This window comes from Limnobacter sp. CACIAM 66H1 (assembly GCF_001601825.1).
In the GTDB taxonomy this organism is placed as follows: Bacteria; Pseudomonadota; Gammaproteobacteria; order Burkholderiales; family Burkholderiaceae_B; genus Limnobacter.
Map to the genome: position 1 here is coordinate 64,700 of NZ_LUJK01000007.1, position 22,383 is coordinate 87,082.

Below are 22,383 nucleotides of genomic sequence, written 5' to 3' on the forward strand. Positions count from 1 at the left end.
TTTCGCCGATTGATGCTTAGATCGCTGACTCCACACAATTTGAACGGATTCAATTATTATTTGACAAGAATTATTGTCAGATGCTGGGTTGTGGTAATCCCTTAGATTGGGTGATACTACCGTGCTATAGTCCGCACCAGCAGTGTATTTGCAGTTCCTAAACATCAAATAAAAGCGCTTTCCCACAAGGAGAAGTTCCATGAAAATCGGAATCCCGGCCGAGACAAGGTCCGGAGAAACGCGTGTAGCCGCAACACCTGAAACGGTGAAGAAGCTCATTTCTCAAAAACACGAAGTGTTTGTTCAAGCCGGTGCAGGTATTGCCAGCTCGATCACCGATCAGGCCTACAGCGATGTGGGTGCAACAATTGTTGATCGTGCGATGGATGTAATCAGCAACTGCGACATGATCCTGAAAGTGCGTGCGCCCGCTGAAAACGAATTGTCGGCCTATCGCGCAGGTCAGGTGGTGGTTGGCATGCTGAACCCCTTTGACAATGCATCGTTGGAAGCCATGAACAAGGCTGGCCTGACCGCATTTGCTCTGGAAGCGGCACCACGCACGACGCGCGCTCAAAGCATGGATGTGCTGTCATCACAAGCCAACATTGCTGGTTACAAGGCCGTAATGATTGCAGCCAACGTCTATCAGCGCTTCATGCCCATGTTGATGACCGCAGCAGGTACTGTAAAAGCTGCTCGCGTTCTTATTCTCGGTGTGGGTGTTGCAGGCTTGCAGGCCATTGCAACGGCAAAGCGTTTGGGTGCGGTGATTGAGGCCTCAGATGTACGCCCCGCCACGAAAGAGCAGGTCGAATCTTTGGGTGCAAAGTTTGTGGACGTGCCTTTTGAGTCAGACGAAGAGCGCGAAATTGCCCAGGGTGTAGGTGGTTATGCCCGCCCCATGCCAGATAGCTGGATGAAGCGCCAGGCTGCTGCGGTTCACGAACGTGCGATCAAAAGCGACATTGTGATTACCACGGCTTTGATTCCTGGCCGCAAAGCGCCTACCTTGCTGCACGAAGAGACCGTGCGTGCAATGAAGCCTGGTTCAGTGGTCATTGACCTGGCTGTGGAACAGGGTGGTAACTGCCCCCTGTCCAAGTTGAACGAGATTGTCGATGTGAATGGCGTGAAAATTGTGGGCTATGCCAATTTGCCCGCCATGGTGGCTGCAGACGCTTCTGCACTTTACGCCCGTAACGTGATTGATTTCCTGAAGCTTGTTTTCGACAAGGAAGGCGCCTTCAAGATCGACATGGAAGACGACATTGTTGCTGCGTGCCTGATGTGCACCGGTGGCGAACTCAAACGCAAAAACGCTTAAGGAAGGAGCCAACATGGACGCAATTAGCCCCACCGTGGTCAACCTGATTATTTTCGTACTGGCTATTTACGTGGGTTACCACGTGGTTTGGAACGTAACCCCTGCGCTGCACACGCCTTTGATGGCGGTGACCAACGCCATTTCAGCAATCGTGATTGTGGGCGCCATGCTTGCAGCCGCACTGACCGTAACGCCCTTGGGTAAATTCATGGGTGTTCTGGCTGTGGCTTTGGCTGCTGTGAATGTGTTTGGTGGATTTTTGGTCACCCGTCGCATGCTTGAAATGTTCAAGAAAAAGAACAAATAAACCAACAGCGATCTGGAGAAATTTATGGAATTGAGTTTCAATGCAGTGACGCTGTTGTACTTGGTGGCGTCAATCTGTTTCATTCAGGCCTTGAAGGGCCTTTCACACCCCACGACATCCCGAATGGGCAATACATTCGGTATGGTGGGTATGGCGATTGCGATTGTCACGACAATTGCCCTGGTATTCAAGCTGGCTGAAATTGCAGGCCAATCCGCGGTAACCGGCCTTGGCTGGGTGCTGGCTGGTTTGGTAGTGGGCGGTGGTTTGGGTACCGTGATGGCCAAGCGCGTCGAAATGACAAAAATGCCTGAGCTGGTTGCTTTCATGCACAGCATGATTGGTTTGGCCGCTGTGGCCATTGCCATTGCGGCGGTGGCTGAGCCCGACGCATTTGGTATCACCGCCAAGGGCAATTTCGACATTCCACTGGGTAACAAAATTGAGCTGTTTATCGGTACCTTCGTGGGTGCAATCACCTTCTCTGGCTCCGTGATCGCCTTCGGCAAACTGAGCGGCAAATACAAGTTCCGCTTGTTCCAGGGTGCACCTGTGCGGTTCACCGGTCAGCACCAGCTCAATGCTATTTTGGGCATCGTGATGGTGGGTTGCGGTATCTGGTTTGCTGTGACGCAAGACTGGACTCCTTTCATCATCATGACAATCGCAGCGTTCATCCTGGGCGTGACGTTGATTATCCCGATCGGCGGGGCTGACATGCCCGTGGTGGTGTCCATGCTGAACAGCTACTCTGGCTGGGCGGCAGCAGGTATTGGTTTCTCGCTGAACAACAGCATGTTGATCGTGGCAGGTTCGCTGGTAGGTTCTTCCGGTGCGATCCTTTCATACATCATGTGTAAGGCCATGAACCGCTCCTTCTTCAACGTGATTTTGGGTGGTTTTGGCGGCGAAGCCGATGCAGGCGCAGCAGGTGGTGGCCAACAACGCACCGTGAAAAGTGGTTCCTCCGATGATGTGGCTTTCTTGCTGACCAACGCAGAAACCGTGGTGATTGTGCCCGGTTACGGTTTGGCGGTTGCCCGCGCGCAGCACGCCTTGAAAGAACTGAGCGAGAAGCTGACTCACATGGGTGTTACGGTGAAGTACGCGATTCACCCGGTTGCAGGCCGTATGCCTGGCCACATGAACGTGCTGCTGGCAGAGGCTGAAGTGCCCTACGACCAGGTGTTTGAGATGGAAGACATCAACAGTGAATTTGCACAAACCGATGTGGTGTTGGTGTTGGGTGCGAACGATGTGGTGAACCCCGCTGCGAAAGACCCCAAGAGTCCGATTGCAGGCATGCCAATTCTGGAAGCCTACAAGGCAAAAACCATTATCGTGAACAAGCGCTCCATGAATGCCGGCTATGCTGGTTTGGACAACGAGTTGTTCTACATGGACAAAACTATGATGGTGTTTGGCGATGCCAAGAAAGTGATTGAAGACATGGTGAAAGCGGTCGAGTAAATTTGACGCAATTGCTTTGTTTTGCAGAGGCCCGGTGAGAAATCACCGGGCTTTATTTTTTCACGATGTCGCAGATGCGTTGCACCACCAGCCCAGTGTGTTCCATCGGCAAGAAGTGCGTGGCATCAGCAATCACCTCGATATGGGCCTTGGGCAAACGCTTCTGAATGCGCGCGTGTGCGGTGGTGGGAAATGTAGATCCTCGACCTGCTGCCAGAATATGGATTGGGCAGCCCGGGTCACGAATCCAGCGAGCAGCATTGGGCTCTGTGTGTTGAAAGGTGAGTGATTCCCAGCTGGGGGGGCAGGCCAGTTCAACTTCATTGTTGTGGCTGGGCACAAAACCATGTTCCACATAGGCGTGCAGCCATTCATCGCTCCATGTTCCGAAAGCTTTTTTGCTGCGGTAATTCTCAAAAGCGTCTTGGTGTGTCGGGAAACTTGCACGCCTGCGGGCTGCCGCTGCAGCCATGGCAATTCGGTCAGCAAAACCAAACCAATTCGCAAGGCGTAGTGCAAAACCTTGCCTGGGGTCCAGCAACACTGGTTCTACCAATACAAGGCCTTTTACTTTGTGGGGGCGTTGGGCTGCTGCCGCAAGGCTGGTGGTGGCACCGATTGAATGCCCGGCGAGCCACATGGGTTCGCTGGACTGATCGAGTACCGCAATCAGGTCTTGATAATAAGTGGACCAGCCGCGGAATGTTTTTGGATTGCCCGCTGATCGGCTTTCACCGTGTCCACGCATGTCCCAGGTGTGTACGTCAAAGTGTGGCAATAACTCGCGTAACAATGGTGTATAGGTTTTGGCGTTGAACCCGGTGGCGTGTGCCCAATGCAGCTTGGGTTTATTTCCGGAGTTGGACCAGCGCATCATTTGTATTGCGCTGCCATCGTGAGAAACAATTGGATAGGCAGATTCGATCATTCGGAGCGTTCAAGCCACATGGCGTCGCCGTAACTGAAGAACCTGTATTGTTGCGCAATTGCATGCGCATATGCGTTGAGTATGTTGGTTTTCCCGGCAAAAGCAGACACCAGCATCAGCAAGGTGCTTTTGGGTAAGTGGAAATTGGTGATTAGGCGGTCAACCACCTTGAATGTATAGCCTGGCTTGATAAATATTTGCGTATCGCCAGCATGGCCGCTATGCGCAAATTCTGCTGCCTTATTCAAACCTTCGGTGGTGCTTAAATTGCAGCCTGTTTCCGTGGCCCAGGCCTCCAATGCCCGCAGAGAAGTGGTGCCTACCGCAACCACTTTGCCGCCATTCTGTTTGGCTCTGATCATGGCTTCGATGAGCGAACCCGAAATCGCATAGCGCTCGCTGTGCATGACGTGTTCGTCGACATTGTCGGTTTTAACTGGCAAGAAAGTACCTGCACCGACATGCAATGTCAGGTTCAACAGCTTCACGCCGCGCGCCTGTACTTCTTGTAGCAGTCTTTCAGTGAAATGCAGACCGGCCGTTGGAGCAGCCACAGCGCCCGGCTCACGCGCAAACACGGTTTGGTAGCGGTCATCGTCTTGCGCATTCGCGCTGTGTTCAATGTAGGGTGGAAGGGGCAGGGCACCGTGCTTCTCCAGCAACTCGGGCAGGCTCAGGCTGCTTTCCAGCAACTCCAGCTCGTACATCATGTCGTGTTTGCTGAGTACGCGCGCTGTGGCTATGCCAGCCAATACAATGTCGCTGCCTGGTTTGGGTGATTTGCTGGCCCGAATCATGGCAGTAAAACGCCGGTCATCGAGAATACGCTCCAGCATCACTTCGATTTTTCCGCCACTGGCTTTGTAACCCTCAAGCCGGGCTTTCAGCACTTTTGTGTCGTTAACCACCAGCACATCATTGGGCTGAAGCAAGTTCAGCACCTGCTCGAACAGGTGATCTTCAATGGGTTTGTTGTTTTGGCAAACAAGCAGGCGCGACTCTCCGCGGTGTTCCGGGGGGTGCTGGGCAATAAGCTGTTCGGGAAGATCAAAATCGAATTCGGACAGTTTCATGGTTGCTTTCATGGTGTCCTGGGGGCTGGTGCCGAGGGCGGGAATTTGTTGCTCCCTTGACGTATAGCTTTGCAGTCCATGTGAGTAATTAATGAGTAATTTTTAAATAGTGTTCTTTAATTTGATCTAATTTAAATTTTGATCAATGGCCTTTATTGGGTACAACTTGATGAATCAATCTTTCTTCTAAATGCTACTGTTTTACAATTGCTAGCCCTTTTATTGGGGGTGTTCTGAACATGGGCTGTATTGTAATCTTTATTTGATGTCCAGCCGAACTACCGACTCGGTAGGGGTTACTCACAGGGTATGTGTACTTTTTTGGATGTTAATATCTGGGCATGGGAATCTTTCTAATTACACCTTTGAACGAAGAACATCATTTGCTTGCAGATGAGGTCAACTCCTTGTTCACAGTCTATGAAGACGCTTGGCCGTTGCAAAATAGCCCCTCTTGGCTCGTTGCATTCAAAGGTACCTCCATTGAATTATCCAACCATCTCCAAGTGACTGGCACGAACGAAGGATCTAAGATTGGGTCAATTTTGATTACTTCGGTTGGTTCTTACTACGGAAGGGGGCCAAGTACGATGTGGGAGTGGTTAAAAGAGAGGTTTGAGCAAGAATGAGCCAGTCCTCTGGACAACATAATTCGACAAGTGGCGCGTCTGACATGGCGCCAGTTTCAGATCCGCAGGTTCCGCCTAGGATTGGTGCTGGGCATCCTGAATACAACTTTGTGCAATCCGTTATGGAAATGCAGAAGCATCTTGGCGAGGTGAATTCTTCTGTAAAGACTCTCAATGACTCAATCAATACGCAGGTGAAAATTCTGAATGAGTCAATAGGTGTCGTTTCAACAAAAGTGGACAGTTTAGTTGATTGGAAAAATAAAATCTTGGGCGGTGCAATCGCTTTAGGGGCCGTTCTAGCGGGCCTTAGCTTTGTAATTTCTCAGTTTTTTACCTATTTTGATGTTTCAGTTAAACAGCCCCCAGAGTCAGAGAAATCGGCTACATCTTCCGAAGCACAAAAAACCAAGTAGCTTTTAAATTCAAATATTGGGGCTGGCAAATTACTGGCGTAATGCAAGTTTAATTTTATAGTTCAAGAGCGACTTGCCGCTTATTTGATCCCCAGCCACTTCTCAATATCCTGTCTCGCATAAATACATGCCCTCCCCAGTTGTCTGCGTGGTCTCGGGAAATCCTTCCTTTTAAGCACTCGGTCACGAACATGTCGATCTGAGAGGCTCGTGGCTTTCACGATCATTTCAATCACTTCATGTTTGGGAATCAGGTCGTCAATAGTCATTTTGCTGCTCCTTAATCGAATTCGTATCCGTGGCTCTCAAGGAACGCGATACACCGGTTGATTTCAATTTCCACTGTGTCCAAGAGGTGGAATTCGTCGTGCTTGCGAACAACCGTTCCCTTGATCATGTGGTACTTCAAAAGCCCATAAACCTGTTTGCTGGTTAGCCCGGTGCGATCCATTAAATCCTGCGTGCTTTGTGGTCCCCTGCGAAGAAGTTCAAACAACTTGGCTGTCTTGCTGCCCGGTTTTATGTGCCCTGGTATGCCGCCTTGATTAGCTTCGAACTGTCGAAGCTCAATCTGTCGATTGACGATTTCCAACTGATTTGTAACAAAGCTCATCGATGTCATGGCTGAACCTTCTTGAATTCGATTACCCATACCCATGAGTTGGCTAACCATGAGTCTGCGCTATTGATTGACTGCCAGAGACTGCTAAAGGATTCCTTCGGGCAAGTGAGCATCGGTGATATGGAAGCGTCTTCGTCAGTAAGAAGGTGGTTTCTCCAATACCAGCCATCTTCAATGTAATGACCTTCTACGCCCTCGGCGATTGCATCTGACTCGCTGATGTCCTGCAATCGCTCCACCCGCACGCTGGTAATTTCCAGCGTGATACGGCTGGCCCAACGGGGCATGTATCTGCTTGGACGCCACCGCAGAGGGGACTGTCCAACCTCCCAGCGGTAGTGCCCATCATCGTCGGGCTTAATACCTTTTGCGTGCAGTTCGTCGCTGCATTGAATCCAAAGTTTGTTAAATCCCTCGCCATCGCGATCAGTTGGATCGTTATGCCACTCTCGCAAAGGGCCGTCGCAGTAGTCGATGGCAAAGCAGCCACTATCCTCCCGCCATGCGCCGATGCGCCATTTTTCCCGAACCCAAAGCTGGTCACCTGGTTGACCGTACGGGCACAGAATGTTTTTTTTGTCGCCTCGAATGAAAGGCATTCCTTGACCAAAGCTGCCAATTTCACCTGGTGCTGGCTGCGGCTTTATCACGCGCCGCGTCTGAGTTTTCCGGCCTTCAAGAATGGCACGGATCATTTCCTCTTTAAATAAGATCGGCCTGCTGTTCATTTCACCTTCCTTTCAAAAGCTTTGGTAAACCCACCATCAACGGCATGGCCATGCTTCAGTGCAACCTTGGCCAACTGACTACGTAGGTGGTGGCTTTTGTCAGCCTGGCGCATCAGGCCAAAGTAGCTGTTAACTGTCGCACGTCGATCCTCATGCGCAACCTTTTTCACTCGATCAAATGCCACATTCACGGTGCGTTTGCGGGTGGTGCGGTGCCAAGGCTGTATCACTTGGCCAACGAAGTCAATGCCGCGCTCTATGGGCTGCAAAATGGTTTTGGTGGGATTGAGTCTGGCCTGTAGGCGCTCAGCCAGAAACCATTCAATTTTGGTTTTGGCAGCGTTCAGCCATTGAGGGCTTTCATGCAGCAGCACAAAATCATCCACATAGCGAATGTAGTGCTTGGCACGCACCTGGTGCTTCACAAATTGATCCAGTTCGTTCAGGTACACGTTGGCAAAGAACTGGCTGCTCAGGTTTCCAATTGGTAAACCGTGCAAACTGTCTTGGCTGCCAAGGCGTTTGTGTTCCGGCACCAGCCCTGCGGTTTTTCTGCTGGCATGGTTCAGTGCGTTAATGCGCGGGTCGTTCAGCAGCACTTCCATGGTTAGCCAATGCCACCATGGGTCTTGAACCTTGGCTTCCAGCAACTGCATCAATATGGCTTTGTTGATGGCCACAAAGAAGTTGGCCAAGTCGCATTTCAAATAAAACGCTGGCTTGCTCCAATTCTCAGTTATTGATTGCACCTTGGATTCAAGGCGAATTGCGCCGTACAACGTGCCACGGCCTTTGATGCATGCGCATGAATCGGCGATAAAGCTGTTCTCAAAGCGCGAGCTAATACGGCGGTATAGCAAGTGGTGCACAATGCGATCGACGAACTCAGCGGCCCAAACCTCGCGTGGCTTGGGGCGGGTGATTACAAAACAAATCGAGCGACCTGGTGTGTACGTCCGGTTGATCAGCGCCAAGTAAAGTGCATACAGGTTGCGCTCAAGGTTTGCTTCAAAGGCCAGCGCAGTGTCGCTGTTGCGCTTTCCTTTTCGGCATTCAAAGTAGGCCTCAACCAATTCCTGGAATGAGGGCAGGGGTTCCGTTTGGTATGAGCTGCGGACTGCACGAGCGCGGTAGTTGTTGTTCTTCCAGTTGTTGTTCTGGTTTCCATTGTTGAAGTTCTGAATCCAGGCATACGCCTCGCGTGCAGACTGGTTCTCGCTATCTACATCGCCGCCTCGATCGCCGATCAAAGCGGAAACTGCACCAGACCTTCCCCGTTGGGTGTGGGTGGTTTCTGTGGTGTGCATGGCGGTGCCCTGGTGGGGCAGCGGCAAGACCAGATCAATTAAATTCGCACTGTCAAAAGGGCCGTGACCCTTAAGCGTCTGGCGATCAAACGGATGATTTGCGCCAGCCATTGGCCTGCCTCCCGATTTGGTTGGTCAGGTCAATCGCCTTTGCATACTGACCAGTTGAAATGAACCTCTTGTCCTTTGACACTCGGAGCAACAGCTCAGTCACCTGCAAGCGTTCAATCAACTCTGTCAAGTATTGGGCTTTGTGCGTGGCCACGTTGGCCCGAAAAATCAACACCATCAATTCAACACACTCAAGCTGAATCTTGGCTCCAATCGAAGCTTTGAAATCGCGCGGCATGTTTTTAACAATGTCGGTGACCTCGTTCAAAAGATCGTAGGTCACCTTGTAAATCGGGAGCTTGGTGTGAATTGCCATGGCCAGCTACAAAAAAATCAAAGTACTAAATGGTTAAATGGATAAACTCTGCGGACTGCACGAGCGCGGTAGTAGCTGCCCTTCCAGTAGCTGTACTGGGTCCCATTGAAGAAGTACTGAATCCAGGCATACGCCTCGCTGTACTGCGTGCTCGACCAATACCATTCTCCCTTCTTGAATAGCTCAGGCACGTTGGCATACATCAGCGCCAGTTCGCGGCGCGAAGGCAAGTAGAAGTTGTCAAACTTGCCAATGGCCAACTCGTGCGCCCATTGCGCTGCAGGATGCTCAATTTCGCTATCGACTGCCAAGGCCAGTGTATTTGCCTGACCATCGAACTCGCTGCATGCGTTTTCTTCGTTCTCGCCCTTGCCGCCCCATTCAATGCTTTCCACCTCTGCTGCTGGATCGGTGGGCACAATCAGGAAATAGTCTGGCTTGCCGTTTTCGCCTCGCATCAGACCTGCAAGTACACCGCCTTCTTCGGCCCAGTACTCGCCAATTCGCACTGGGCGCGGTGCAGTTGGAATTGCTGGCGCTGTCAATGGCGTTACGTTCGATTGAAGCGGGACTTCGAAGCTATGGCCATCGACCACCACCTGAATTTTTGGAATTGCTGACATGAATTACCCCAAAAAAGAAAAATGATTAAATGGTCAAATCACTAAGATTGATCGTGCGGACTGCACGAGCGCGGTAGGTGAAGAGGTTCTTCCAGTGGCCGTACTGGTCTCCATTGTAGAAGTGCTGAATCCAGGCAGACGCCTCGCCAACCTGCGTTGAAGTCCAGTACCAGGCAGCTTCAAAAGCCTCGGTGCCGCCTGCACGAAATGCTTCAACGCCGCATTGTTTAGGTTCGTTTGCGGTGTACAGGTTATGGGGTGGCACGCTGCTGATATTCACGCCCGAATAAGCCCAGTTTTCATCTTCGGTAGGCTTGAATGCGCGGTAGATAATTTCCAACTGATCGCGCGATGGGATGTGCCAATCGGTGAAACCGCCAATGTCCAGTGCCTTCACCCATTTGCCCAGTGCGGTGCCTGCGGCGATCATGTCCAGCGTGTTTTGTTGGCCGTCTACCGGGCATGCTGCGCCTTCAATGCGGGCTTCTGATTCAGCCCATTTGCCTTCGTATTCACCAGTTGATTTGGGGGCAACGATAATGCCTTTGGTTTGACCGTTGATGTTGACCAAGCCAGCAAAAAAGCCTCCAAGCATGGCTGTGCCAACTGCTGGAATTGTGTGTTCGGTAAGTGCGTTCATGCAATCTCCTCCATTATTTGTAGGCAACTAAGCCGCCTCGTGTGTAACTTTTAATCGTTTGAATTCAAGGTCGATCAGTTCTGTGTTGACCAGCGCTTTAACCTGGTACATGTCCATGGTTCGGTACGCCATGCGGCATCGGTCGACAATGCCTTGGCAGTGGGCCACAGCCGTTTCATTGATTGGCATGTTTGCGTCCAGCTTGTTGCACAAGCGAATAATTGGGGTTGTGTCGATCTCGAACCCGTAATGGTCAAGAATTCGATTGAATGCGGACACAAACCCACGAACAGCTGGGGTGGCCTCATAGGCTTGGCCTTCAACATCGTCAAATATTGGTGCGCCGTTTTGCGCGCACTCAATCACACCCGTGGCCAACTTGCGCAGGAATGCATCGATGGGTGCAAACACCATGTTTACCTCGTGCGGCAATGGCCTATTGATCGCTGTCCAGCTTCGCCGTGGCTTGAATTCCATGCGCTTGGCGCGCGCGGCTTCGCGTCTCATTTGTCGATTCACTTTGCACCTCCGTTCGTGCACTTGCGTTTAATCACCCAGCCAGTAAAGCGGGCGAAAAGAAACATGCTGGTCACAATTCCGAATGGCCCGCCCAGCAAATAGGCCGCGATCTCAAGGCCCGATGCATCAGGCGCAAGCTTGAACAACACCAGGTTGCTGGCGCCAATCACCAGCGAATTCGCAAAAGCCATGGCAGGGTGCCCGTTGTTCACAAATTGGCTTTGCAGGCCCAAGGCCAGCACCAGCACAAAGGTTGAAAGGAAAAGAAAAGCGGCGTTCATCAGGCGACTGCAAGCACAGACTTGGATTCAGCCACGCGGCCGCGCATGTCGCGGATTTCATCGAGCCGGCGATCAACCAACTGGAGTGCGTCGGGAATGCTGAACCCGGCAACGCCCTTGGCGCCGCGCTTGCACAAGGCCAAGCGATAGCGGTTCAGCAGGGTCTCGATCGTGTCCAAGTCGGTCACCTGAGTGCCTGAATGGCTGCCAAGGCCGTTGATGAAATTGGTTTCGTCGCGCTGGCTCCAGGCAAATTCTTTTGCTGGTATTGGTTGGGTTCTCATGTGTTCTCCAGTGGGCGGTTAATCGTCTGGGCAGGCCAGCTTTCGGTAATCGGGACGCTTCAATATCTGTTCGCGTTTCTTAATCCGTGCGCGCGCGGTGGCTTTGATACATGCAGCAATCACCCGCTTTTGCATGGCCACCTCAAATGGCTCACCCAGTGAAAGGAAGGCATGCGCAGCACGCAGTTCTTTTTCTGATGGCTCGGGCAGGGCGTTGCGGGTAACCATGCTCAATGCACTTTGCGATTCAGCAGGCCAGCGGGCACTGGGCCAATCAACTGGTCGTGCTGGTGGGCCAGTTCAAACAGATGCACGATGAACTGCACTGGGCGATCAATGATCTTTTCCGGCTGGGGTAGCTTGGTAGGTGCAACCCAACCAAACTTTGCCCAGGTAGCCTGCACATCGGTTTTGTTGCTCGGGATGTACTGAAAACTCGAATCCAAAAGGGTGCTCATGCAAACCTCCGTTAAGCAGCTACAAACTTGATGAATAGGGCGAAACTTGCCCACACGGTTACAACCAACGCCAAGGCAAAATTCAATTCGCGGTCTAGTTTTTTGAGATCTTGGTTTTGCGCATCGCGGGTTTTGGCAAGCCACACTGGGCAGGCATCGCCTTGCTCGCAGTTGTTGTTGCAGGGTGGGCAGCGGCTCATCGGCCCACCTTGACTGTTTGCACTTTCGCTTCAACCTGGGCGTTTTCCTGCCCAGCCCAATAGCCAATCGCAATGCCAAAGGCCAGTGCGTAGAAAATCACGGTGATTTGGTTTGTTTTCATTTTTAACCCTCATCCGATTCAACAGCATTTCCAATAAGCATTTGGCCCATGTGGGAAATTTTTCCAAGCGCTGCACCTTGTTCTCGCAGTTCAATTTTCGTCTTAGCAATTCGAATTTCTGCATTAAGGCTGTTGCTTATAGAATCCAGGCCCTTTGCCATAGCTTCTACATCGGCATGACTGATTTCCTTGCGTGCAAGTGCTAGCAAGCTGTTTCCAACGATTCGTCGAAGATCGCCATTTGTTTTGACTTCCTGCATCGCGCTTAGTGATTCGTTAAGTGTTTTTGCTGCTTTCATCAAGTGACCTCCTGATTTTTCGGGCTAAACGAAAAGTTAAAAGCTGTTCACTTTTCATCGAAATAATTTCATTGGGGATTTTCGATAGGGGAAGACCGATTATTTGTGCCGCATACTCCGGACCTGCTTCATTGCGAATTTTTCTCATCCTTGTTCGTTTGTTTGATGTCTTCACTGCACGTTGGCGTTGTCCGAATAGGGTTAATTTTCCAGAAGAGGAATCAATCGCTTTTGATTTGTATTTTTCACGGATTGCGTTGATTTTTTCTGGGTTCTTCTTAGCCCATTGCCTGCTATAGGCTGCTATCTTTTCTTTATTATTTTCTCTATAAATTTTTTTTGATTTTTTGACACAGTCTTTGCACCATGGAGCAATTCCATCTGGGCTACTGGCTTTTAAAAAAAAGCACGTGGCGTCTTTTTTAACGCTGCATTTGGTGCAAATTTTCATGCGCTTACCTGCTCTGGGTAAAGGGTGGGCATCAGATCTTCAAACTTGTCCAGCACTTTCAGCCGTTCAATTGCGCGGGTAGCACCTTCTCCGTTTACGCCTTCACGCTCGTTGACTGCTGCCCATTCGCATTTTTGTTCGGTTGTCATAAGGCCTAAGGCAAGTTGAATCAGCTTGTGGCAGTGCTTCAGGTGCCGAATGGTGTCGCGCAGGTAAATGCGGCGCATGGCTTTCATGCGGTTGATCGCTTCCTGGCGGCGAAATGAATACCCGATGGTTCCGTCAGCTGGCATTTCGTGCGCGCACTGTTCAGCCAAGCGCTGGCGCTGCTGCACTGTGAGCGTGCGAATGCCGTTGGTTGCAATAGTGTTGGCCGCTTTCAGTTCCGCGAAAGCCCAATCGGAAAGCCAGGCTTTCAAATCCACCGGGTTTGTAGGGTTTGGTGCTTGCTGGGGGAAAGTCTCTGATGTATTTGCCATCTTCGCCTCGCGGTTGTTGATGGCTGGAAATATAGCGCGGCTAACAATCAAAAGCAATAGCAAATGTTAATAATTTATGCAAAAAAAACCGTGCTTGGTTTGCACGGCTTTTGAAAATTCTTTTAAAAGCGTTTTGAAAGTCGCTTCGAATATAGATATCTGCGATTTTGGGTAAACCGTTTTTATTGAAGTTTGAGCATCGGTTTGCCGGTGGCTTTGCTGATCGTCAGGTAAAAGTCTTCAAGATCGCCTGTGTCTTCCCAGCGAACTACTCGCTCGGAATAGTCGTTCATCAGCTCGCGTGTGCCTTGAGTGTCTTGCTGATTGAGGCCCGCAATAATTGTGTAGGTTTGTGCGTTCGAATCAATTCGCTTGGCCTCGTGCAGCACCAAAGCTTTTGACCTAGCTTCTTTGCGCTTTTCTGAAAGGTTGGACGTGCGCAGATCAAGGGTTTCAATCACATGAAGCCTGCCGTTCATCAGCGCGAACTCTGCATTGACTTCGTCGCGCAGTTCGTACCTAGCCACAATTTCATGGTTTTTAATGTTTTTTCCTAGCCAGCCGTGTATTTGGAATTGATCTTTCACGTCCAAATGCAGGCGTGAAACATGTTCGCGGGTGGGTTTGTGGCGTGGCCGTGCCACTGCAAGGTGATCCATCAAGGTTGCCACCCTGGCTAAGTAGTCTGCGCTGTTGTCGAAAACAAAAGAACCTGGTTCATCCGGGATGGTCCAGCTTCCAAAGTTCTGCAAAAAACGCACGCGCCTTTCCGCCGGCTCTTCAAGCAGCAATTCAGGCAATGAGCTTTCCCATGAACGAATAGTTTCAATTTTTGCGTTCGGGTCCACCACCTTAACTTTCTTCAGGTCGTCGATGAAATGAACCCGGATATCATCGCCGCCGATGAATACAACAATCCCGATGTTCACGTGTTCAGACTTGAAACGCGATGGGTAGTGTGAAATTACGTAGTAGGTGGCGGTTTTCATATCCCAAGTGCCCGGGCCGTATCTAAGGCCCTGATCGTTGAAAATTCTTGCCACCAGTTTAGCAGGTGCTTGATGCGTTCGGGTGCGCACCAGGTTGGGTGTGCTGCGCTCAGAATTGTTTCAAAGGTTTGTGGGCTGATGGCCTTAAGTCCGTCAATCGTTGATCGAATTGACTCTCTGTCTTTTAAAAGCCCCCGCATGCCGCGCCAATTGGTCATTGTTACGCTTGTTGAATGGGCTGGCCAAGGGTCGAACAGAATACTTTGTGACCAATCAAATGCGACAACTCGGGTTGTTCTTGGGTTCGTTCTGAAAAGGTAATTTCCAAGGTGTCGGTCGGGGTTGGGTAAGAATTGATCGACAGCGGCGATTGAGTTGGTGTCGGCTTTGCCTTTGATGAATAGGGCAACCACTTCGCTTTGAGTCATTTCGCTTGCGTTGAATTGAAGTGCGCTTTCGTCCCAACGGGAACCAAAAGCCGTGTCCCCATTCGTTCTTATGACCTGGTCAAAGTCAGGGTGCGGAATTCCCAGTAGTTCGCAAAGGTTGTAGCAAATCCACTCCGTAAGCGCCGCCTCGGGTTCTTCGGGGGTACTGAATTTGACTGCGTATTTTCTGTCTTGCTGGTCAAAGCCGACCACCTTGAGCATTTTGGAAGGCCCGATGTAGGGCTGTTCAATCACCAACTTTGTTGGGAACAGGCTTTTTTGCATCCTTGGTTTTTCCGCTTACTTCTGTTGTTTTAGGGGGCTTGCCCGCGAAGTCTTTTGTCTCTACAGCAAGGTTGAATTTGCTAGGGTTGGTGATCGCCCTGATCAACTGATTTAATGATTTGAAAAGTATTTCAGAGTTTGCGTTTTCCTGAAGCTTTCCAATTAACTCAATTGTTTCAAGTACTTCAGGTCTGAGTTCAATCTTTTCTGAAATCAGCGTGGTGCTTCTGGATAGGTCGCGCTGCCTTTGTGCGACCGGCATATCAAAGTAGCCTTGCGCCAATCCAAGTTTGAGTTCAATTCGGTGTGCTCCAGCGTCGCCAAGATTCCGATAGCCGTTGACCCATTGATTGACTTGGGACGATGCAACACCGATAGCACGAGCGAATGCCGCTTGATTCCCATCAAAACGTTCGGATATTAATTTTGTCAATGTCAGTTGTCTGTTCATATGGCGATTGTAAGCAATGCTATATATACATAGGCTATTGTTAAAGTAATAAAGCAGTGCTATGCTTTTCCCAAATTTGGGGAACTGATAAATGGACTTAAAAGATTATTTGCATAGTCACGGGGCAATGGGTTTGGCTGCCATATTGGGCGTCACTCCTGGTCTAATTTCACAGTGGAAGCAAGGCGTTCGACCAATCAAAGTAGAACGCTGCGTCGGAATCGAACGCGCCACCAATAGGCAAGTCATGCGCTGGGATCTTCGCCCCAAAGATTGGTGGGAAATTTGGCCCGAGCTTATCGACCATCCTGACTCGCCGCCAATCAGATCCATCGCTGTTGAGGCCGAGTGATGTGCAAGTTACAGATCAAGCCATATGCCGATAAGTCCTTCTTTGCCCTCTCTGCCGGAAACACGTGCTTTGCAAATAGAAACACTGCCAACCCTTTCTTTTTCGCAACGCCGTCTGAAAGCTCTGGCGTCATTCCTATTGAGGTAACCCACAAGCTTTTTATCCACCAGTACTGCTACAGCCTTGTTGTCATGTTTGTTGGTGTCTTCATGCAGCAAAATTGCATCCAAGCCTTCCTCAGTACATTTGTCCCAAATCGATCTAAGCGCGGATTGGTAGTTCGATTCGCCAACCACTTCTTGATCAAAGCAGCCGCTGGTCGGCCAGCGATAGAGCTTTTCAGGCTGATCGATCAGTTGTTGCGTCAGGCTTCTAGTGCCGCCTTTAAATGCTTTGTAAGCCAGAAATGCGAGAAGTGTAATTACGGCAATAAAGATTTCCATTGTTTTCACCTGCTTTGGGTTTTGCAGGTTGCAGTATGCCATTTCAACCAAGCGCCCGCATGGCACCTTCATGCGCCTCCATAACCTCGTCTGGGTAACCCGAGTTCAGTAGTTCCACTTGGGTGGTTTCCATTGCTGTGTTCATTCGCTCTACGGTTGGTTCATCAAAACCACGCCGCAGGCTTTTGCACACATAAAAAACCGCGAGAACCATGCCTTGTGCAGTGTCGACCTGGTGTTGAAGGTCGCCCAGGCAGCGTTCAAGGCTCTCGATTCGAATCAGTAATTTTTCATCCATGCGCCAATGATTATCCATTTGCAATTGGCGCACAGCATCAGTTAAGGGGAAGACATGAAACAAAAGACCACACAAGAGTTGTCGATTCGGGATGCGGCGTACTACACGGTGCACGAATACGCGCCAGGCACCGTGGCCTTGGCGGCTCGAATGAAGCTGAATCAGCAAACGCTTTGCCACAAGGTGAACCCAAACAACACCAACCGCAACAACCTAACCCTTGAAGAGGCGGTCACCTTGCAGTTGATGACCGAAGACCATCGAATTCTGTTTTCCATGGCGTGCTTGCTTGGCTACTTCTGTGTGATCCAGGGAGGCGCTGCTGACGGCAACGTAACTACAGACATTGCCCAAACAATGCAAGACCTGGGCGACATGTTGAAGACGGTATCCGCATCGATTGCAGATGATCGCGTAACCGATCGTGAACTGCGCGAGGTGGACCACGCAGTGCTTCAGTTGATGGGCGACCTTAACCACTTGCGTGGACGCTTAGCCGACATGAACGAGGCGACACGCAGCATAAGGCCAGTGACGCTGCACGAGCAGGTACACAACAAAGCCCGCGCTTAGGTGAGGGTTGAATGCTGGAAATAAAAAGAAAGCGGGGTAGGCCACCAGGTGCACTGCGCCACTCTGTACTGCGGCTGCTGGCTGGTGGAGATAGAACTCTGGCCGAGATAGCAGCGCTGCTTAAAGAAGACCCGAGAAAGCTCAAATGTTGCATCAATCGATTGGTGGTTGATCGCGGCGAGGTGTTTGTCTGTAAAGAGCGCAGGCTGGTTTCCACCTGCAAAAAGCCAGTGAAGGTGTACACCGTGAATAAACCAGAAGAGGGGGCCTTGTGAGTACCAGAATAATGAATGCGTGTTGGGACCTTCAAATGTCGCCAGCACAAAAAGCTGTGTTGATCAGCCTTGCTGACAATGCGAATGACAGCGGGCATTGCTGGCCCTCGGTGGCATTAATTGCGCAGAGAACCTGCCTTTCCGTACGCGCTGTGCACAACGCCATTAAGTGGCTGGAATCCTCTGGAATTTTATCCGCTGATAGGTCTAATGGCAGGCACACAAAGTATGTCATTTCGGTCGAGAATTATGACAAACCCCGGCACGAGGTGCACCGGCGCCGCAAATGCACCGGCGCAGCAGATGCCGATACCCCTGCACCAGATGCCGGGGTACCCCTGCACGAGGTGCCGATACCCCTGCACCAGGTGCACACTAACCACCATGAACCACCATTAGAACCATCAAAGAACCAAAACAAGCCCGGTGGCTTCGACCCTGCAAATTATTTGCAGGCGCTCGGTGTTGCCAACACCACGATTACCGATTGGCTTGCCCACCGAAAAAAGAAAAAGGCCAACCCAAGCCAAACCGCCATCGATGAAATTGCAAGGCAGGCAGCCAGAGCAGGGATGAGTTTGGACGATGCATTGCGGGAAAGCTGTGCCTTAGGCTGGATAGGGTTCAAGGCCGAATGGGTAAAGCCAAACCGTTTGGCAAGGGTTGGTGGTGCGCAAGGTTCTGCGATGAACCAACAACGCCTTGAGATTGCCAACGCCATGTACCGCCAAACGAGGGGTGATGATGAGCGCACTATCGACGGCTAAACCCGGAAGCAAAGCACCTAAGTTCATCGAGCGGTTGTTTGAACGACTCCATGCCGATTACGGCACCCTTTGGCTTGATCGCTTTGTTGGGTTGGACATTGAGAATGCAAAGCTGACATGGGCCGCTGAGCTTGGCCAGTTGTCGGTTGATGAGATTGTTTACGGTCTATCTCGCTTGCCGCCCAAGTTCCCGCCGGGGTTGTCTGAATTCAAGGCGTTGTGCAGGCCGCCCGTTGATGCTGAGCGTGCCTGGCATGAAGCGGTGGCTGGTGCGGCCGCCCGTGAGCGTGGTGAGTTTGGCAAGTGGTCAAGCCCGGTGGTGTATTGGGCCTATGTGGAATTCGGTGCGTTCGATTTGAAACACAGATCATTCAAAGACTCGAAGGCTCGATGGGAGCAGGTGCTTGAGTTTGTTGGGCGTGTGCATGCGGAAGGTGGTCTTGAAGCAATACCTGAACCGGCACCTCAACTGCCCGCACCGGAACAAACCTATACCGAACCCCACGCGGCGCACGAGAACGTTGAGCGTGTGAAGCGCGCACTGGAAGACGCATTGAAGCCGCGTGGCGACTACAAGGATTGGGCGCGGCGAATGATTGCCAACCCTGAGGGCAAATCAATTACCTCATTACAAATGGCGCACAAGGCGCTTGGCCTTGAATACAAACCAAAACGAAAGGACTGAGATGAAACACATTGAACAGAAGCTTGTGAACTGGGGTGAATGGATGCGCCGGCGTGAAGACAACGGCCTTGGCTTTGGCAACAGCCCGATGGCGAGGCTGATGGGTGCAAGTGCCAGAGTGGACGCGTGCAGCAGCGTACCGGTTGATGAAATTGAAGCCAGTAAAACAGATTCAGCGGTGCAAAGCTTGCCGCGCAACCTTCGCCAGTACGCAGACCTTTGGTTTGTTCAGCAGCTGCCAGTGCGTGAAGTGGCGCGCAAAGGTGGTTGCGGCACGGCCACCGTGCAGGTGCGCATTGACCAGGTGGTGTTGGGTGTTGCACGTTGGTTTGAAGCAAGGCATCAGTTAATTGAGCAGGCCAAGCGCATGAGTGAGAAAAAAACAATTTCGAGCCTTGATACAAAACATGTTTAAATCAGCTATGCTTCGCGAAAGCTTTGACTCAAGTGGTTTGAAGCAGCGATAACCAGAAACAGGAATAACCCCAAGAACCCCGTAGAGCCTAGCTTTGCGGGGTTTTTGTTTGCCTATGCCAAAAGCAGCTTTAAAGCCTTGTGCCCACCCAAGTTGCAAAAAACTTGTGCACTACTCAAATCGATTTTGTGAGGTGCACGAAAAGGCAAACCAGAAGGCAGTTGATGCCAACCGTGGCACTGCCCACCAGCGGGGTTACACCCGTACCTGGCGCGAAGCACGTGAGCAATACCTTCGGCTGCACCCTTTGTGTGTGGCCTGTTACAAGCTGAACTTGATTACCCCAGCCAAAGAAGTGGATCACATTGTTCCGCACAAGGGCGACATGAAGTTGTTCTGGGATCAGACCAACTGGCAAGGCCTTTGTAAACCGTGCCATAGCGCAAAAACTGCTACAGAAGATGGTGGTTTTGGGCGCTGGAAAAAACGGGGGGCGGGGTAAAAGTTAAGGGGTATTGCTAGTAGACCGCCGCCCCCATATTTATTTTGCGAGCGCAAGTTTTGGAGGGGGGTATACCAAAGGAAAGGTAACAATATCATGGGATTACGCGGACCACAACCAAAACCCAACGTCCTGAAATTCACGAGCGGCAACACCGGAAGGCGACCGATCGAGATGGATGGAGTCAACCCACGGGTTGAAATTCCAACGCCACCAAAGCACCTGGGCCGAGAGGCCTTGAAGGAATGGAAGCGCATCACCCCGTTGCTTGAGGAGCTGAATTTGATCAGCGGCATTGACCGCACTGCGCTGGCCATTTACTGCCAGGCGGCGGGTCGGCTGTTCGAATTGGAAATGGCTTTTGAAGGTGCGGTGAAGGTTCGGATGAATGCCAGCAAAAAACTGGACTATGCCCAGGCCGTGAGCATGGTGAGCACTAGCAGCACGCCCAATGGGTTTGAGCAGCAAAGTGTGATTGTTCAGTTGATCAGCAAGCACCGCGAGCAGGTGCACAAGTACTTGCAGTCCTTTGGCCTAAGCCCAAGTGCACGCGGGCGCATTCAGCCCTCAAAGAACGATGGGCAAGCCAGCTTGTTTGGCGATGATGAAAAGAAAGGCTGGGGTCAGTTCTAAAGCAGCATGAAAAATTATTCCGAGATTGCCCGCCAGTACGCCTTGGACGTAGTGGCCGGGAAAGTCTCGGCCTGCAAGTTTGTGCACCTTGCCTGCAATCGACACCTGGCAGACCTTGAAAAGCAAGGTGTGGGCGGTTGGCCATACGTGTTTGATGAATCGAGAGCCAACCGGGTTTGCGCATTCATCGAAATGCTTCGCCACACCAAGGGCAAGTGGGCACGCAAGCGCGAACAAATTGTGTTGGAGCCGTGGCAGTGCTTCTTGGTGTGCGTGCCGTTCGGTTGGCTGCATGCGGAAACGCAGCTGCGCCGCTTTCGTGATGTGTATGTTGAGGTGCCACGGAAAAACGCCAAGTCCACCCTGGTGAGCGGAATTGCGCTGTACATGCTGACGGCCGACAACGAACCAGGCGCTGAGGTGTATGCGGTTGCCACCACGCACAAGCAAGCTCGCTTGGTGTTTGATGACAGTCGCCGCATGGCACGCATGGACCCTGATTTTTGCCGGTACTTTGGCGTGGAGGTTCAGCAGCACGGCTTGATGGTTGAGGATGAGGGCAGCAAGTACATACCGCTGAGTGCCGAGGGTTCAACGCTCGATGGCTTGAACGTGCACTTTGCATCGGTTGATGAACTGCACGCCCACAAAACCCGCGATGTGTACGACGTAATCGACTCTGGCCGGGGGTCGCGTGAGCAGCCCATGATCTTTGCCATTACCACGGCGGGTTCAAACCGGGCTGGAATTTGTTACGAACGCCGCGATCACCTGGTTAAGGTTTTGAACGGCACATTTAAAGACGACACCACGTTCGGGATCATCTACACAATTGACGATGGTGACGATTGGACAGACCCCGAGGTGTGGCGCAAGGCCAACCCAAACTACGGTATCAGTGTCTCACCCACCGACATGGAGGGCGCTGCCCGGTATGCGATGAGCATGGCCAGCAAACAACCTGAGTTCTTGACCAAGCGGTTGAACGTTTGGGTAAACGCCGATGCGGCGTGGATGGATATGCGGGCTTGGGATGCCTGTGCTGATAGCACTCTTGAGTTGGCCCAGTTTGAAGGCGAGGAGTGTTACCTCGGCCTTGACCTGGCCAGCAAGGTAGACATTGCCGCGAAGCTTTACCTGTTTGAGCGTGAAGGGATCATCTACTTTTTTGGTAGTTACTGGCTGCCCGAGCGTGCGGTTGAGAATGAATCAAACAGCCAGTACCAGGGCTGGGCAAGGCAGGGCTTGTTGAATGTAAGCCCAGGCGATGTGACCGATTACGACGATATTGAGTCGAGCATTCTTGAAGACCAACGGCGGTTTGAATTGCGTGAGGTGGGGTTTGACCCGTTTCAGGCTACTCAGCTTTCCTCGCACCTGATTGAGGAGGGCGTGCCGATGGTTGAAGTGAAACCCACGGTGCTGAACTTCAGCGAACCAATGAAGCAGTTGGAAGCATTGGCGTTAAGCGGCAAGTTGCGACACAACGGATGCCCGATTTTGACCTGGATGGTTTCCAACGTGGTTTGCCACACCGATGCAAAAGACAACATTTACCCGCGTAAAGAGCGGCCAGAAAACAAGATCGACGGCGTGGTTGCGGCGCTGACTGCCCTGAACAGGCAGATGGCCAACCAAAGCGATTACGTCGATGTACCCTTTCAGACCCTGTAACTATGTGGCCATTTTCAAGTAAT

At 51.4% G+C, this 22,383-nt stretch carries 34 protein-coding genes and 1 pseudogene; 13 read left to right on the forward strand and 22 right to left on the reverse strand.

What is annotated here, in order from left to right; all coding sequences use genetic code 11:
- Nucleotides 1-199: 199 nt before the first annotated feature.
- Genes A0129_RS03555 through A0129_RS03565 form a run of 3 tightly spaced genes read left to right on the forward strand, consistent with a single transcriptional unit; the run spans nucleotide 200 to nucleotide 3,104 of the window.
- Nucleotides 200-1,327: a Re/Si-specific NAD(P)(+) transhydrogenase subunit alpha gene (locus A0129_RS03555; RefSeq protein WP_291712468.1), complete on the forward strand. Its 1,128-nt coding sequence runs from the start codon at nucleotides 200-202 to the stop codon at nucleotides 1,325-1,327.
- Between the two features lie 13 nt (nucleotides 1,328-1,340).
- Entirely contained in the window at nucleotides 1,341-1,634 is a 294-nt protein-coding gene (locus A0129_RS03560; RefSeq protein ID WP_008249635.1) for an NAD(P) transhydrogenase subunit alpha, read from the forward strand.
- Nucleotides 1,635-1,658: 24 nt separating this feature from the next.
- Entirely contained in the window at nucleotides 1,659-3,104 is a 1,446-nt protein-coding gene (locus A0129_RS03565; protein ID WP_291712470.1) for an NAD(P)(+) transhydrogenase (Re/Si-specific) subunit beta, read from the forward strand.
- Nucleotides 3,105-3,156: 52 nt separating this feature from the next.
- On the opposite strand, the gene A0129_RS03570 is transcribed toward A0129_RS03565, so the two are convergent.
- Both A0129_RS03570 and queA read right to left on the reverse strand, forming a co-directional pair.
- Nucleotides 3,157-4,032, reverse strand: coding sequence for an alpha/beta hydrolase (locus tag A0129_RS03570; RefSeq protein ID WP_291712472.1), 876 nt, complete (start codon nucleotides 4,030-4,032; stop codon nucleotides 3,157-3,159).
- Nucleotides 4,029-5,117, reverse strand: coding sequence for a tRNA preQ1(34) S-adenosylmethionine ribosyltransferase-isomerase QueA (gene queA / locus A0129_RS03575; protein ID WP_291712474.1), 1,089 nt, complete (start codon nucleotides 5,115-5,117; stop codon nucleotides 4,029-4,031). Before queA ends, A0129_RS03570 begins: the two co-directional genes overlap by 4 nt.
- Nucleotides 5,118-5,778: 661 nt before the next feature.
- Here queA and A0129_RS03580 point away from each other — a divergent pair.
- On the forward strand, nucleotides 5,779-6,150 hold the full coding sequence (locus A0129_RS03580) for a hypothetical protein (RefSeq protein WP_291712476.1): 372 nt from the start codon (nucleotides 5,779-5,781) through the stop codon (nucleotides 6,148-6,150).
- 280 nt (nucleotides 6,151-6,430) lie between these two features.
- Here A0129_RS03580 and A0129_RS03585 read toward each other — a convergent pair whose 3' ends face one another.
- From A0129_RS03585 to A0129_RS03670, 18 genes and pseudogenes are all read right to left on the reverse strand, one after another.
- Nucleotides 6,431-6,772 carry a hypothetical protein gene (locus A0129_RS03585; RefSeq protein WP_291712477.1) on the reverse strand — a complete coding sequence of 114 codons (342 nt, stop codon included), beginning with the start codon at nucleotides 6,770-6,772 and terminating at the stop codon, nucleotides 6,431-6,433.
- Nucleotides 6,769-7,500, reverse strand: a complete 732-nt coding sequence (locus A0129_RS03590; RefSeq protein WP_291712479.1) for a hypothetical protein — start codon at nucleotides 7,498-7,500, stop codon at nucleotides 6,769-6,771. Before A0129_RS03590 ends, A0129_RS03585 begins: the two co-directional genes overlap by 4 nt.
- Nucleotides 7,497-8,918, reverse strand: coding sequence for an RNA-directed DNA polymerase (locus tag A0129_RS03595; RefSeq protein WP_367189729.1), 1,422 nt, complete (start codon nucleotides 8,916-8,918; stop codon nucleotides 7,497-7,499). Before A0129_RS03595 ends, A0129_RS03590 begins: the two co-directional genes overlap by 4 nt.
- Nucleotides 8,896-9,234 (reverse strand): annotated as a pseudogene (locus A0129_RS03600) (four helix bundle protein); the annotation flags it as partial. The gene A0129_RS03595 and the pseudogene A0129_RS03600, both read right to left, overlap by 23 nt.
- Nucleotides 9,235-9,251: 17 nt before the next feature.
- Nucleotides 9,252-9,857: a DUF1566 domain-containing protein gene (locus A0129_RS03605; protein ID WP_291712483.1), complete on the reverse strand. Its 606-nt coding sequence runs from the start codon at nucleotides 9,855-9,857 to the stop codon at nucleotides 9,252-9,254.
- Between the two features lie 25 nt (nucleotides 9,858-9,882).
- Nucleotides 9,883-10,497 (reverse strand): DUF1566 domain-containing protein, encoded by a 615-nt coding sequence (locus tag A0129_RS03610; RefSeq protein ID WP_291712485.1) that lies wholly within the window; start codon nucleotides 10,495-10,497, stop codon nucleotides 9,883-9,885.
- A gap of 27 nt (nucleotides 10,498-10,524) precedes the next feature.
- Nucleotides 10,525-11,004 (reverse strand): hypothetical protein, encoded by a 480-nt coding sequence (locus tag A0129_RS03615; protein WP_291712487.1) that lies wholly within the window; start codon nucleotides 11,002-11,004, stop codon nucleotides 10,525-10,527.
- Between the two features lie 8 nt (nucleotides 11,005-11,012).
- A complete protein-coding gene (locus A0129_RS03620) occupies nucleotides 11,013-11,297 on the reverse strand; it encodes a hypothetical protein (protein WP_291712488.1) in 285 nt (94 codons plus the stop codon).
- Nucleotides 11,297-11,581, reverse strand: coding sequence for a hypothetical protein (locus tag A0129_RS03625; protein WP_291712490.1), 285 nt, complete (start codon nucleotides 11,579-11,581; stop codon nucleotides 11,297-11,299). Before A0129_RS03625 ends, A0129_RS03620 begins: the two co-directional genes overlap by 1 nt.
- Before the next feature lie 18 nt (nucleotides 11,582-11,599).
- Nucleotides 11,600-11,809, reverse strand: coding sequence for a hypothetical protein (locus A0129_RS03630; RefSeq protein ID WP_291712492.1), 210 nt, complete (start codon nucleotides 11,807-11,809; stop codon nucleotides 11,600-11,602).
- A gap of 2 nt (nucleotides 11,810-11,811) precedes the next feature.
- Nucleotides 11,812-12,039 carry a hypothetical protein gene (locus A0129_RS03635; protein WP_291712494.1) on the reverse strand — a complete coding sequence of 76 codons (228 nt, stop codon included), beginning with the start codon at nucleotides 12,037-12,039 and terminating at the stop codon, nucleotides 11,812-11,814.
- 11 nt (nucleotides 12,040-12,050) lie between these two features.
- On the reverse strand, nucleotides 12,051-12,239 hold the full coding sequence (locus A0129_RS03640) for a hypothetical protein (RefSeq protein WP_291712495.1): 189 nt from the start codon (nucleotides 12,237-12,239) through the stop codon (nucleotides 12,051-12,053).
- Nucleotides 12,236-12,361: a hypothetical protein gene (locus A0129_RS03645; RefSeq protein ID WP_291712497.1), complete on the reverse strand. Its 126-nt coding sequence runs from the start codon at nucleotides 12,359-12,361 to the stop codon at nucleotides 12,236-12,238. The genes A0129_RS03640 and A0129_RS03645 overlap by 4 nt, the downstream gene beginning before the upstream one ends.
- A gap of 2 nt (nucleotides 12,362-12,363) precedes the next feature.
- On the reverse strand, nucleotides 12,364-12,660 hold the full coding sequence (locus A0129_RS03650) for a hypothetical protein (RefSeq protein WP_291712499.1): 297 nt from the start codon (nucleotides 12,658-12,660) through the stop codon (nucleotides 12,364-12,366).
- Nucleotides 12,638-13,111, reverse strand: coding sequence for a hypothetical protein (locus A0129_RS03655; protein ID WP_291712501.1), 474 nt, complete (start codon nucleotides 13,109-13,111; stop codon nucleotides 12,638-12,640). Before A0129_RS03655 ends, A0129_RS03650 begins: the two co-directional genes overlap by 23 nt.
- Nucleotides 13,108-13,590, reverse strand: coding sequence for a hypothetical protein (locus A0129_RS03660; RefSeq protein ID WP_291712503.1), 483 nt, complete (start codon nucleotides 13,588-13,590; stop codon nucleotides 13,108-13,110). The genes A0129_RS03655 and A0129_RS03660 overlap by 4 nt, the downstream gene beginning before the upstream one ends.
- 182 nt (nucleotides 13,591-13,772) lie before the next feature.
- Entirely contained in the window at nucleotides 13,773-14,579 is an 807-nt protein-coding gene (locus A0129_RS03665) for a hypothetical protein (RefSeq protein WP_291712505.1), read from the reverse strand.
- A 675-nt stretch (nucleotides 14,580-15,254) separates the two neighbouring features.
- Nucleotides 15,255-15,743 carry a hypothetical protein gene (locus A0129_RS03670; protein WP_291712506.1) on the reverse strand — a complete coding sequence of 163 codons (489 nt, stop codon included), beginning with the start codon at nucleotides 15,741-15,743 and terminating at the stop codon, nucleotides 15,255-15,257.
- A gap of 91 nt (nucleotides 15,744-15,834) precedes the next feature.
- Here A0129_RS03670 and A0129_RS03675 point away from each other — a divergent pair, with 91 nt between their 5' ends.
- The gene (locus tag A0129_RS03675) at nucleotides 15,835-16,095 is read left to right on the forward strand and encodes a YdaS family helix-turn-helix protein (protein WP_291712508.1); all 261 of its coding nucleotides are present in this window, start codon (nucleotides 15,835-15,837) and stop codon (nucleotides 16,093-16,095) included.
- An 8-nt stretch (nucleotides 16,096-16,103) separates the two neighbouring features.
- Here the strand turns inward: A0129_RS03675 and A0129_RS03680 are convergent, their stop codons facing one another.
- Both A0129_RS03680 and A0129_RS03685 read right to left on the reverse strand, forming a co-directional pair.
- Entirely contained in the window at nucleotides 16,104-16,538 is a 435-nt protein-coding gene (locus A0129_RS03680) for a hypothetical protein (RefSeq protein ID WP_291712510.1), read from the reverse strand.
- A 43-nt stretch (nucleotides 16,539-16,581) separates the two neighbouring features.
- Nucleotides 16,582-16,854, reverse strand: coding sequence for a hypothetical protein (locus A0129_RS03685; RefSeq protein ID WP_291712512.1), 273 nt, complete (start codon nucleotides 16,852-16,854; stop codon nucleotides 16,582-16,584).
- A gap of 36 nt (nucleotides 16,855-16,890) precedes the next feature.
- Here A0129_RS03685 and A0129_RS03690 point away from each other — a divergent pair, with 36 nt between their 5' ends.
- The 8 genes from A0129_RS03690 to A0129_RS03725 all read left to right on the forward strand — a co-directional run bounded on the left by A0129_RS03690 (nucleotide 16,891) and on the right by A0129_RS03725 (nucleotide 22,360).
- A complete protein-coding gene (locus tag A0129_RS03690) occupies nucleotides 16,891-17,409 on the forward strand; it encodes a phage regulatory CII family protein (protein WP_291712513.1) in 519 nt (172 codons plus the stop codon).
- Between the two features lie 11 nt (nucleotides 17,410-17,420).
- Nucleotides 17,421-17,684: a hypothetical protein gene (locus tag A0129_RS03695; protein WP_291712515.1), complete on the forward strand. Its 264-nt coding sequence runs from the start codon at nucleotides 17,421-17,423 to the stop codon at nucleotides 17,682-17,684.
- Nucleotides 17,685-17,719: 35 nt separating this feature from the next.
- Complete coding sequence (locus A0129_RS03700) at nucleotides 17,720-18,451, forward strand: helix-turn-helix domain-containing protein (protein WP_291712517.1); 732 nt, start codon at nucleotides 17,720-17,722, stop codon at nucleotides 18,449-18,451.
- Nucleotides 18,429-19,136: a hypothetical protein gene (locus A0129_RS03705; protein WP_291712518.1), complete on the forward strand. Its 708-nt coding sequence runs from the start codon at nucleotides 18,429-18,431 to the stop codon at nucleotides 19,134-19,136. Before A0129_RS03700 ends, A0129_RS03705 begins: the two co-directional genes overlap by 23 nt.
- A gap of 1 nt (nucleotide 19,137) precedes the next feature.
- Entirely contained in the window at nucleotides 19,138-19,551 is a 414-nt protein-coding gene (locus A0129_RS03710) for a hypothetical protein (protein WP_291712520.1), read from the forward strand.
- A 166-nt stretch (nucleotides 19,552-19,717) separates the two neighbouring features.
- Nucleotides 19,718-20,053 (forward strand): HNH endonuclease signature motif containing protein, encoded by a 336-nt coding sequence (locus A0129_RS03715; protein ID WP_291712522.1) that lies wholly within the window; start codon nucleotides 19,718-19,720, stop codon nucleotides 20,051-20,053.
- 174 nt (nucleotides 20,054-20,227) lie between these two features.
- A complete protein-coding gene (locus A0129_RS03720; RefSeq protein WP_291712524.1) occupies nucleotides 20,228-20,686 on the forward strand; it encodes a phage terminase small subunit P27 family in 459 nt (152 codons plus the stop codon).
- A 6-nt stretch (nucleotides 20,687-20,692) separates the two neighbouring features.
- On the forward strand, nucleotides 20,693-22,360 hold the full coding sequence (locus A0129_RS03725) for a terminase TerL endonuclease subunit (protein ID WP_291712526.1): 1,668 nt from the start codon (nucleotides 20,693-20,695) through the stop codon (nucleotides 22,358-22,360).
- Nucleotides 22,361-22,383 lie beyond the last annotated feature (23 nt).

Bases quoted from the DNA above. Each gene is read 5' to 3' on its own strand.
- A0129_RS03640 (WP_291712495.1), bottom strand. From the start codon at position 12,239: ATGAGCCGCTGCCCACCCTGCAACAACAACTGCGAGCAAGGCGATGCC.
- A0129_RS03620 (WP_291712488.1), bottom strand. From the start codon at position 11,297: ATGAACGCCGCTTTTCTTTTCCTTTCAACCTTTGTGCTGGTGCTGGCC.
- A0129_RS03680 (WP_291712510.1), bottom strand. From the start codon at position 16,538: ATGGAAATCTTTATTGCCGTAATTACACTTCTCGCATTTCTGGCTTAC.
- A0129_RS03705 (WP_291712518.1), top strand. From the start codon at position 18,429: ATGAGCGCACTATCGACGGCTAAACCCGGAAGCAAAGCACCTAAGTTC.
- A0129_RS03690 (WP_291712513.1), top strand. From the start codon at position 16,891: ATGAAACAAAAGACCACACAAGAGTTGTCGATTCGGGATGCGGCGTAC.
- A0129_RS03585 (WP_291712477.1), bottom strand. From the start codon at position 6,772: ATGACATCGATGAGCTTTGTTACAAATCAGTTGGAAATCGTCAATCGA.
- A0129_RS03655 (WP_291712501.1), bottom strand. From the start codon at position 13,111: ATGAAAATTTGCACCAAATGCAGCGTTAAAAAAGACGCCACGTGCTTT.
- A0129_RS03590 (WP_291712479.1), bottom strand. From the start codon at position 7,500: ATGAACAGCAGGCCGATCTTATTTAAAGAGGAAATGATCCGTGCCATT.
- A0129_RS03720 (WP_291712524.1), top strand. From the start codon at position 20,228: ATGGATGGAGTCAACCCACGGGTTGAAATTCCAACGCCACCAAAGCAC.
- queA (WP_291712474.1), bottom strand. From the start codon at position 5,117: ATGAAAGCAACCATGAAACTGTCCGAATTCGATTTTGATCTTCCCGAA.
- A0129_RS03650 (WP_291712499.1), bottom strand. From the start codon at position 12,660: ATGAAAGCAGCAAAAACACTTAACGAATCACTAAGCGCGATGCAGGAA.
- A0129_RS03580 (WP_291712476.1), top strand. From the start codon at position 5,779: ATGGCGCCAGTTTCAGATCCGCAGGTTCCGCCTAGGATTGGTGCTGGG.
- A0129_RS03605 (WP_291712483.1), bottom strand. From the start codon at position 9,857: ATGTCAGCAATTCCAAAAATTCAGGTGGTGGTCGATGGCCATAGCTTC.
- A0129_RS03685 (WP_291712512.1), bottom strand. From the start codon at position 16,854: ATGGATAATCATTGGCGCATGGATGAAAAATTACTGATTCGAATCGAG.
- A0129_RS03670 (WP_291712506.1), bottom strand. From the start codon at position 15,743: ATGAACAGACAACTGACATTGACAAAATTAATATCCGAACGTTTTGAT.
- A0129_RS03565 (WP_291712470.1), top strand. From the start codon at position 1,659: ATGGAATTGAGTTTCAATGCAGTGACGCTGTTGTACTTGGTGGCGTCA.
- A0129_RS03695 (WP_291712515.1), top strand. From the start codon at position 17,421: ATGCTGGAAATAAAAAGAAAGCGGGGTAGGCCACCAGGTGCACTGCGC.
- A0129_RS03660 (WP_291712503.1), bottom strand. From the start codon at position 13,590: ATGGCAAATACATCAGAGACTTTCCCCCAGCAAGCACCAAACCCTACA.
- A0129_RS03595 (WP_367189729.1), bottom strand. From the start codon at position 8,918: ATGGCTGGCGCAAATCATCCGTTTGATCGCCAGACGCTTAAGGGTCAC.
- A0129_RS03630 (WP_291712492.1), bottom strand. From the start codon at position 11,809: ATGGTTACCCGCAACGCCCTGCCCGAGCCATCAGAAAAAGAACTGCGT.
- A0129_RS03635 (WP_291712494.1), bottom strand. From the start codon at position 12,039: ATGAGCACCCTTTTGGATTCGAGTTTTCAGTACATCCCGAGCAACAAA.
- A0129_RS03710 (WP_291712520.1), top strand. From the start codon at position 19,138: ATGAAACACATTGAACAGAAGCTTGTGAACTGGGGTGAATGGATGCGC.
- A0129_RS03555 (WP_291712468.1), top strand. From the start codon at position 200: ATGAAAATCGGAATCCCGGCCGAGACAAGGTCCGGAGAAACGCGTGTA.
- A0129_RS03615 (WP_291712487.1), bottom strand. From the start codon at position 11,004: ATGAGACGCGAAGCCGCGCGCGCCAAGCGCATGGAATTCAAGCCACGG.
- A0129_RS03675 (WP_291712508.1), top strand. From the start codon at position 15,835: ATGGACTTAAAAGATTATTTGCATAGTCACGGGGCAATGGGTTTGGCT.
- A0129_RS03570 (WP_291712472.1), bottom strand. From the start codon at position 4,032: ATGATCGAATCTGCCTATCCAATTGTTTCTCACGATGGCAGCGCAATA.
- A0129_RS03560 (WP_008249635.1), top strand. From the start codon at position 1,341: ATGGACGCAATTAGCCCCACCGTGGTCAACCTGATTATTTTCGTACTG.
- A0129_RS03610 (WP_291712485.1), bottom strand. From the start codon at position 10,497: ATGAACGCACTTACCGAACACACAATTCCAGCAGTTGGCACAGCCATG.
- A0129_RS03625 (WP_291712490.1), bottom strand. From the start codon at position 11,581: ATGAGAACCCAACCAATACCAGCAAAAGAATTTGCCTGGAGCCAGCGC.
- A0129_RS03700 (WP_291712517.1), top strand. From the start codon at position 17,720: ATGTCGCCAGCACAAAAAGCTGTGTTGATCAGCCTTGCTGACAATGCG.
- A0129_RS03725 (WP_291712526.1), top strand. From the start codon at position 20,693: ATGAAAAATTATTCCGAGATTGCCCGCCAGTACGCCTTGGACGTAGTG.
- A0129_RS03665 (WP_291712505.1), bottom strand. From the start codon at position 14,579: ATGAAAACCGCCACCTACTACGTAATTTCACACTACCCATCGCGTTTC.
- A0129_RS03645 (WP_291712497.1), bottom strand. From the start codon at position 12,361: ATGAAAACAAACCAAATCACCGTGATTTTCTACGCACTGGCCTTTGGC.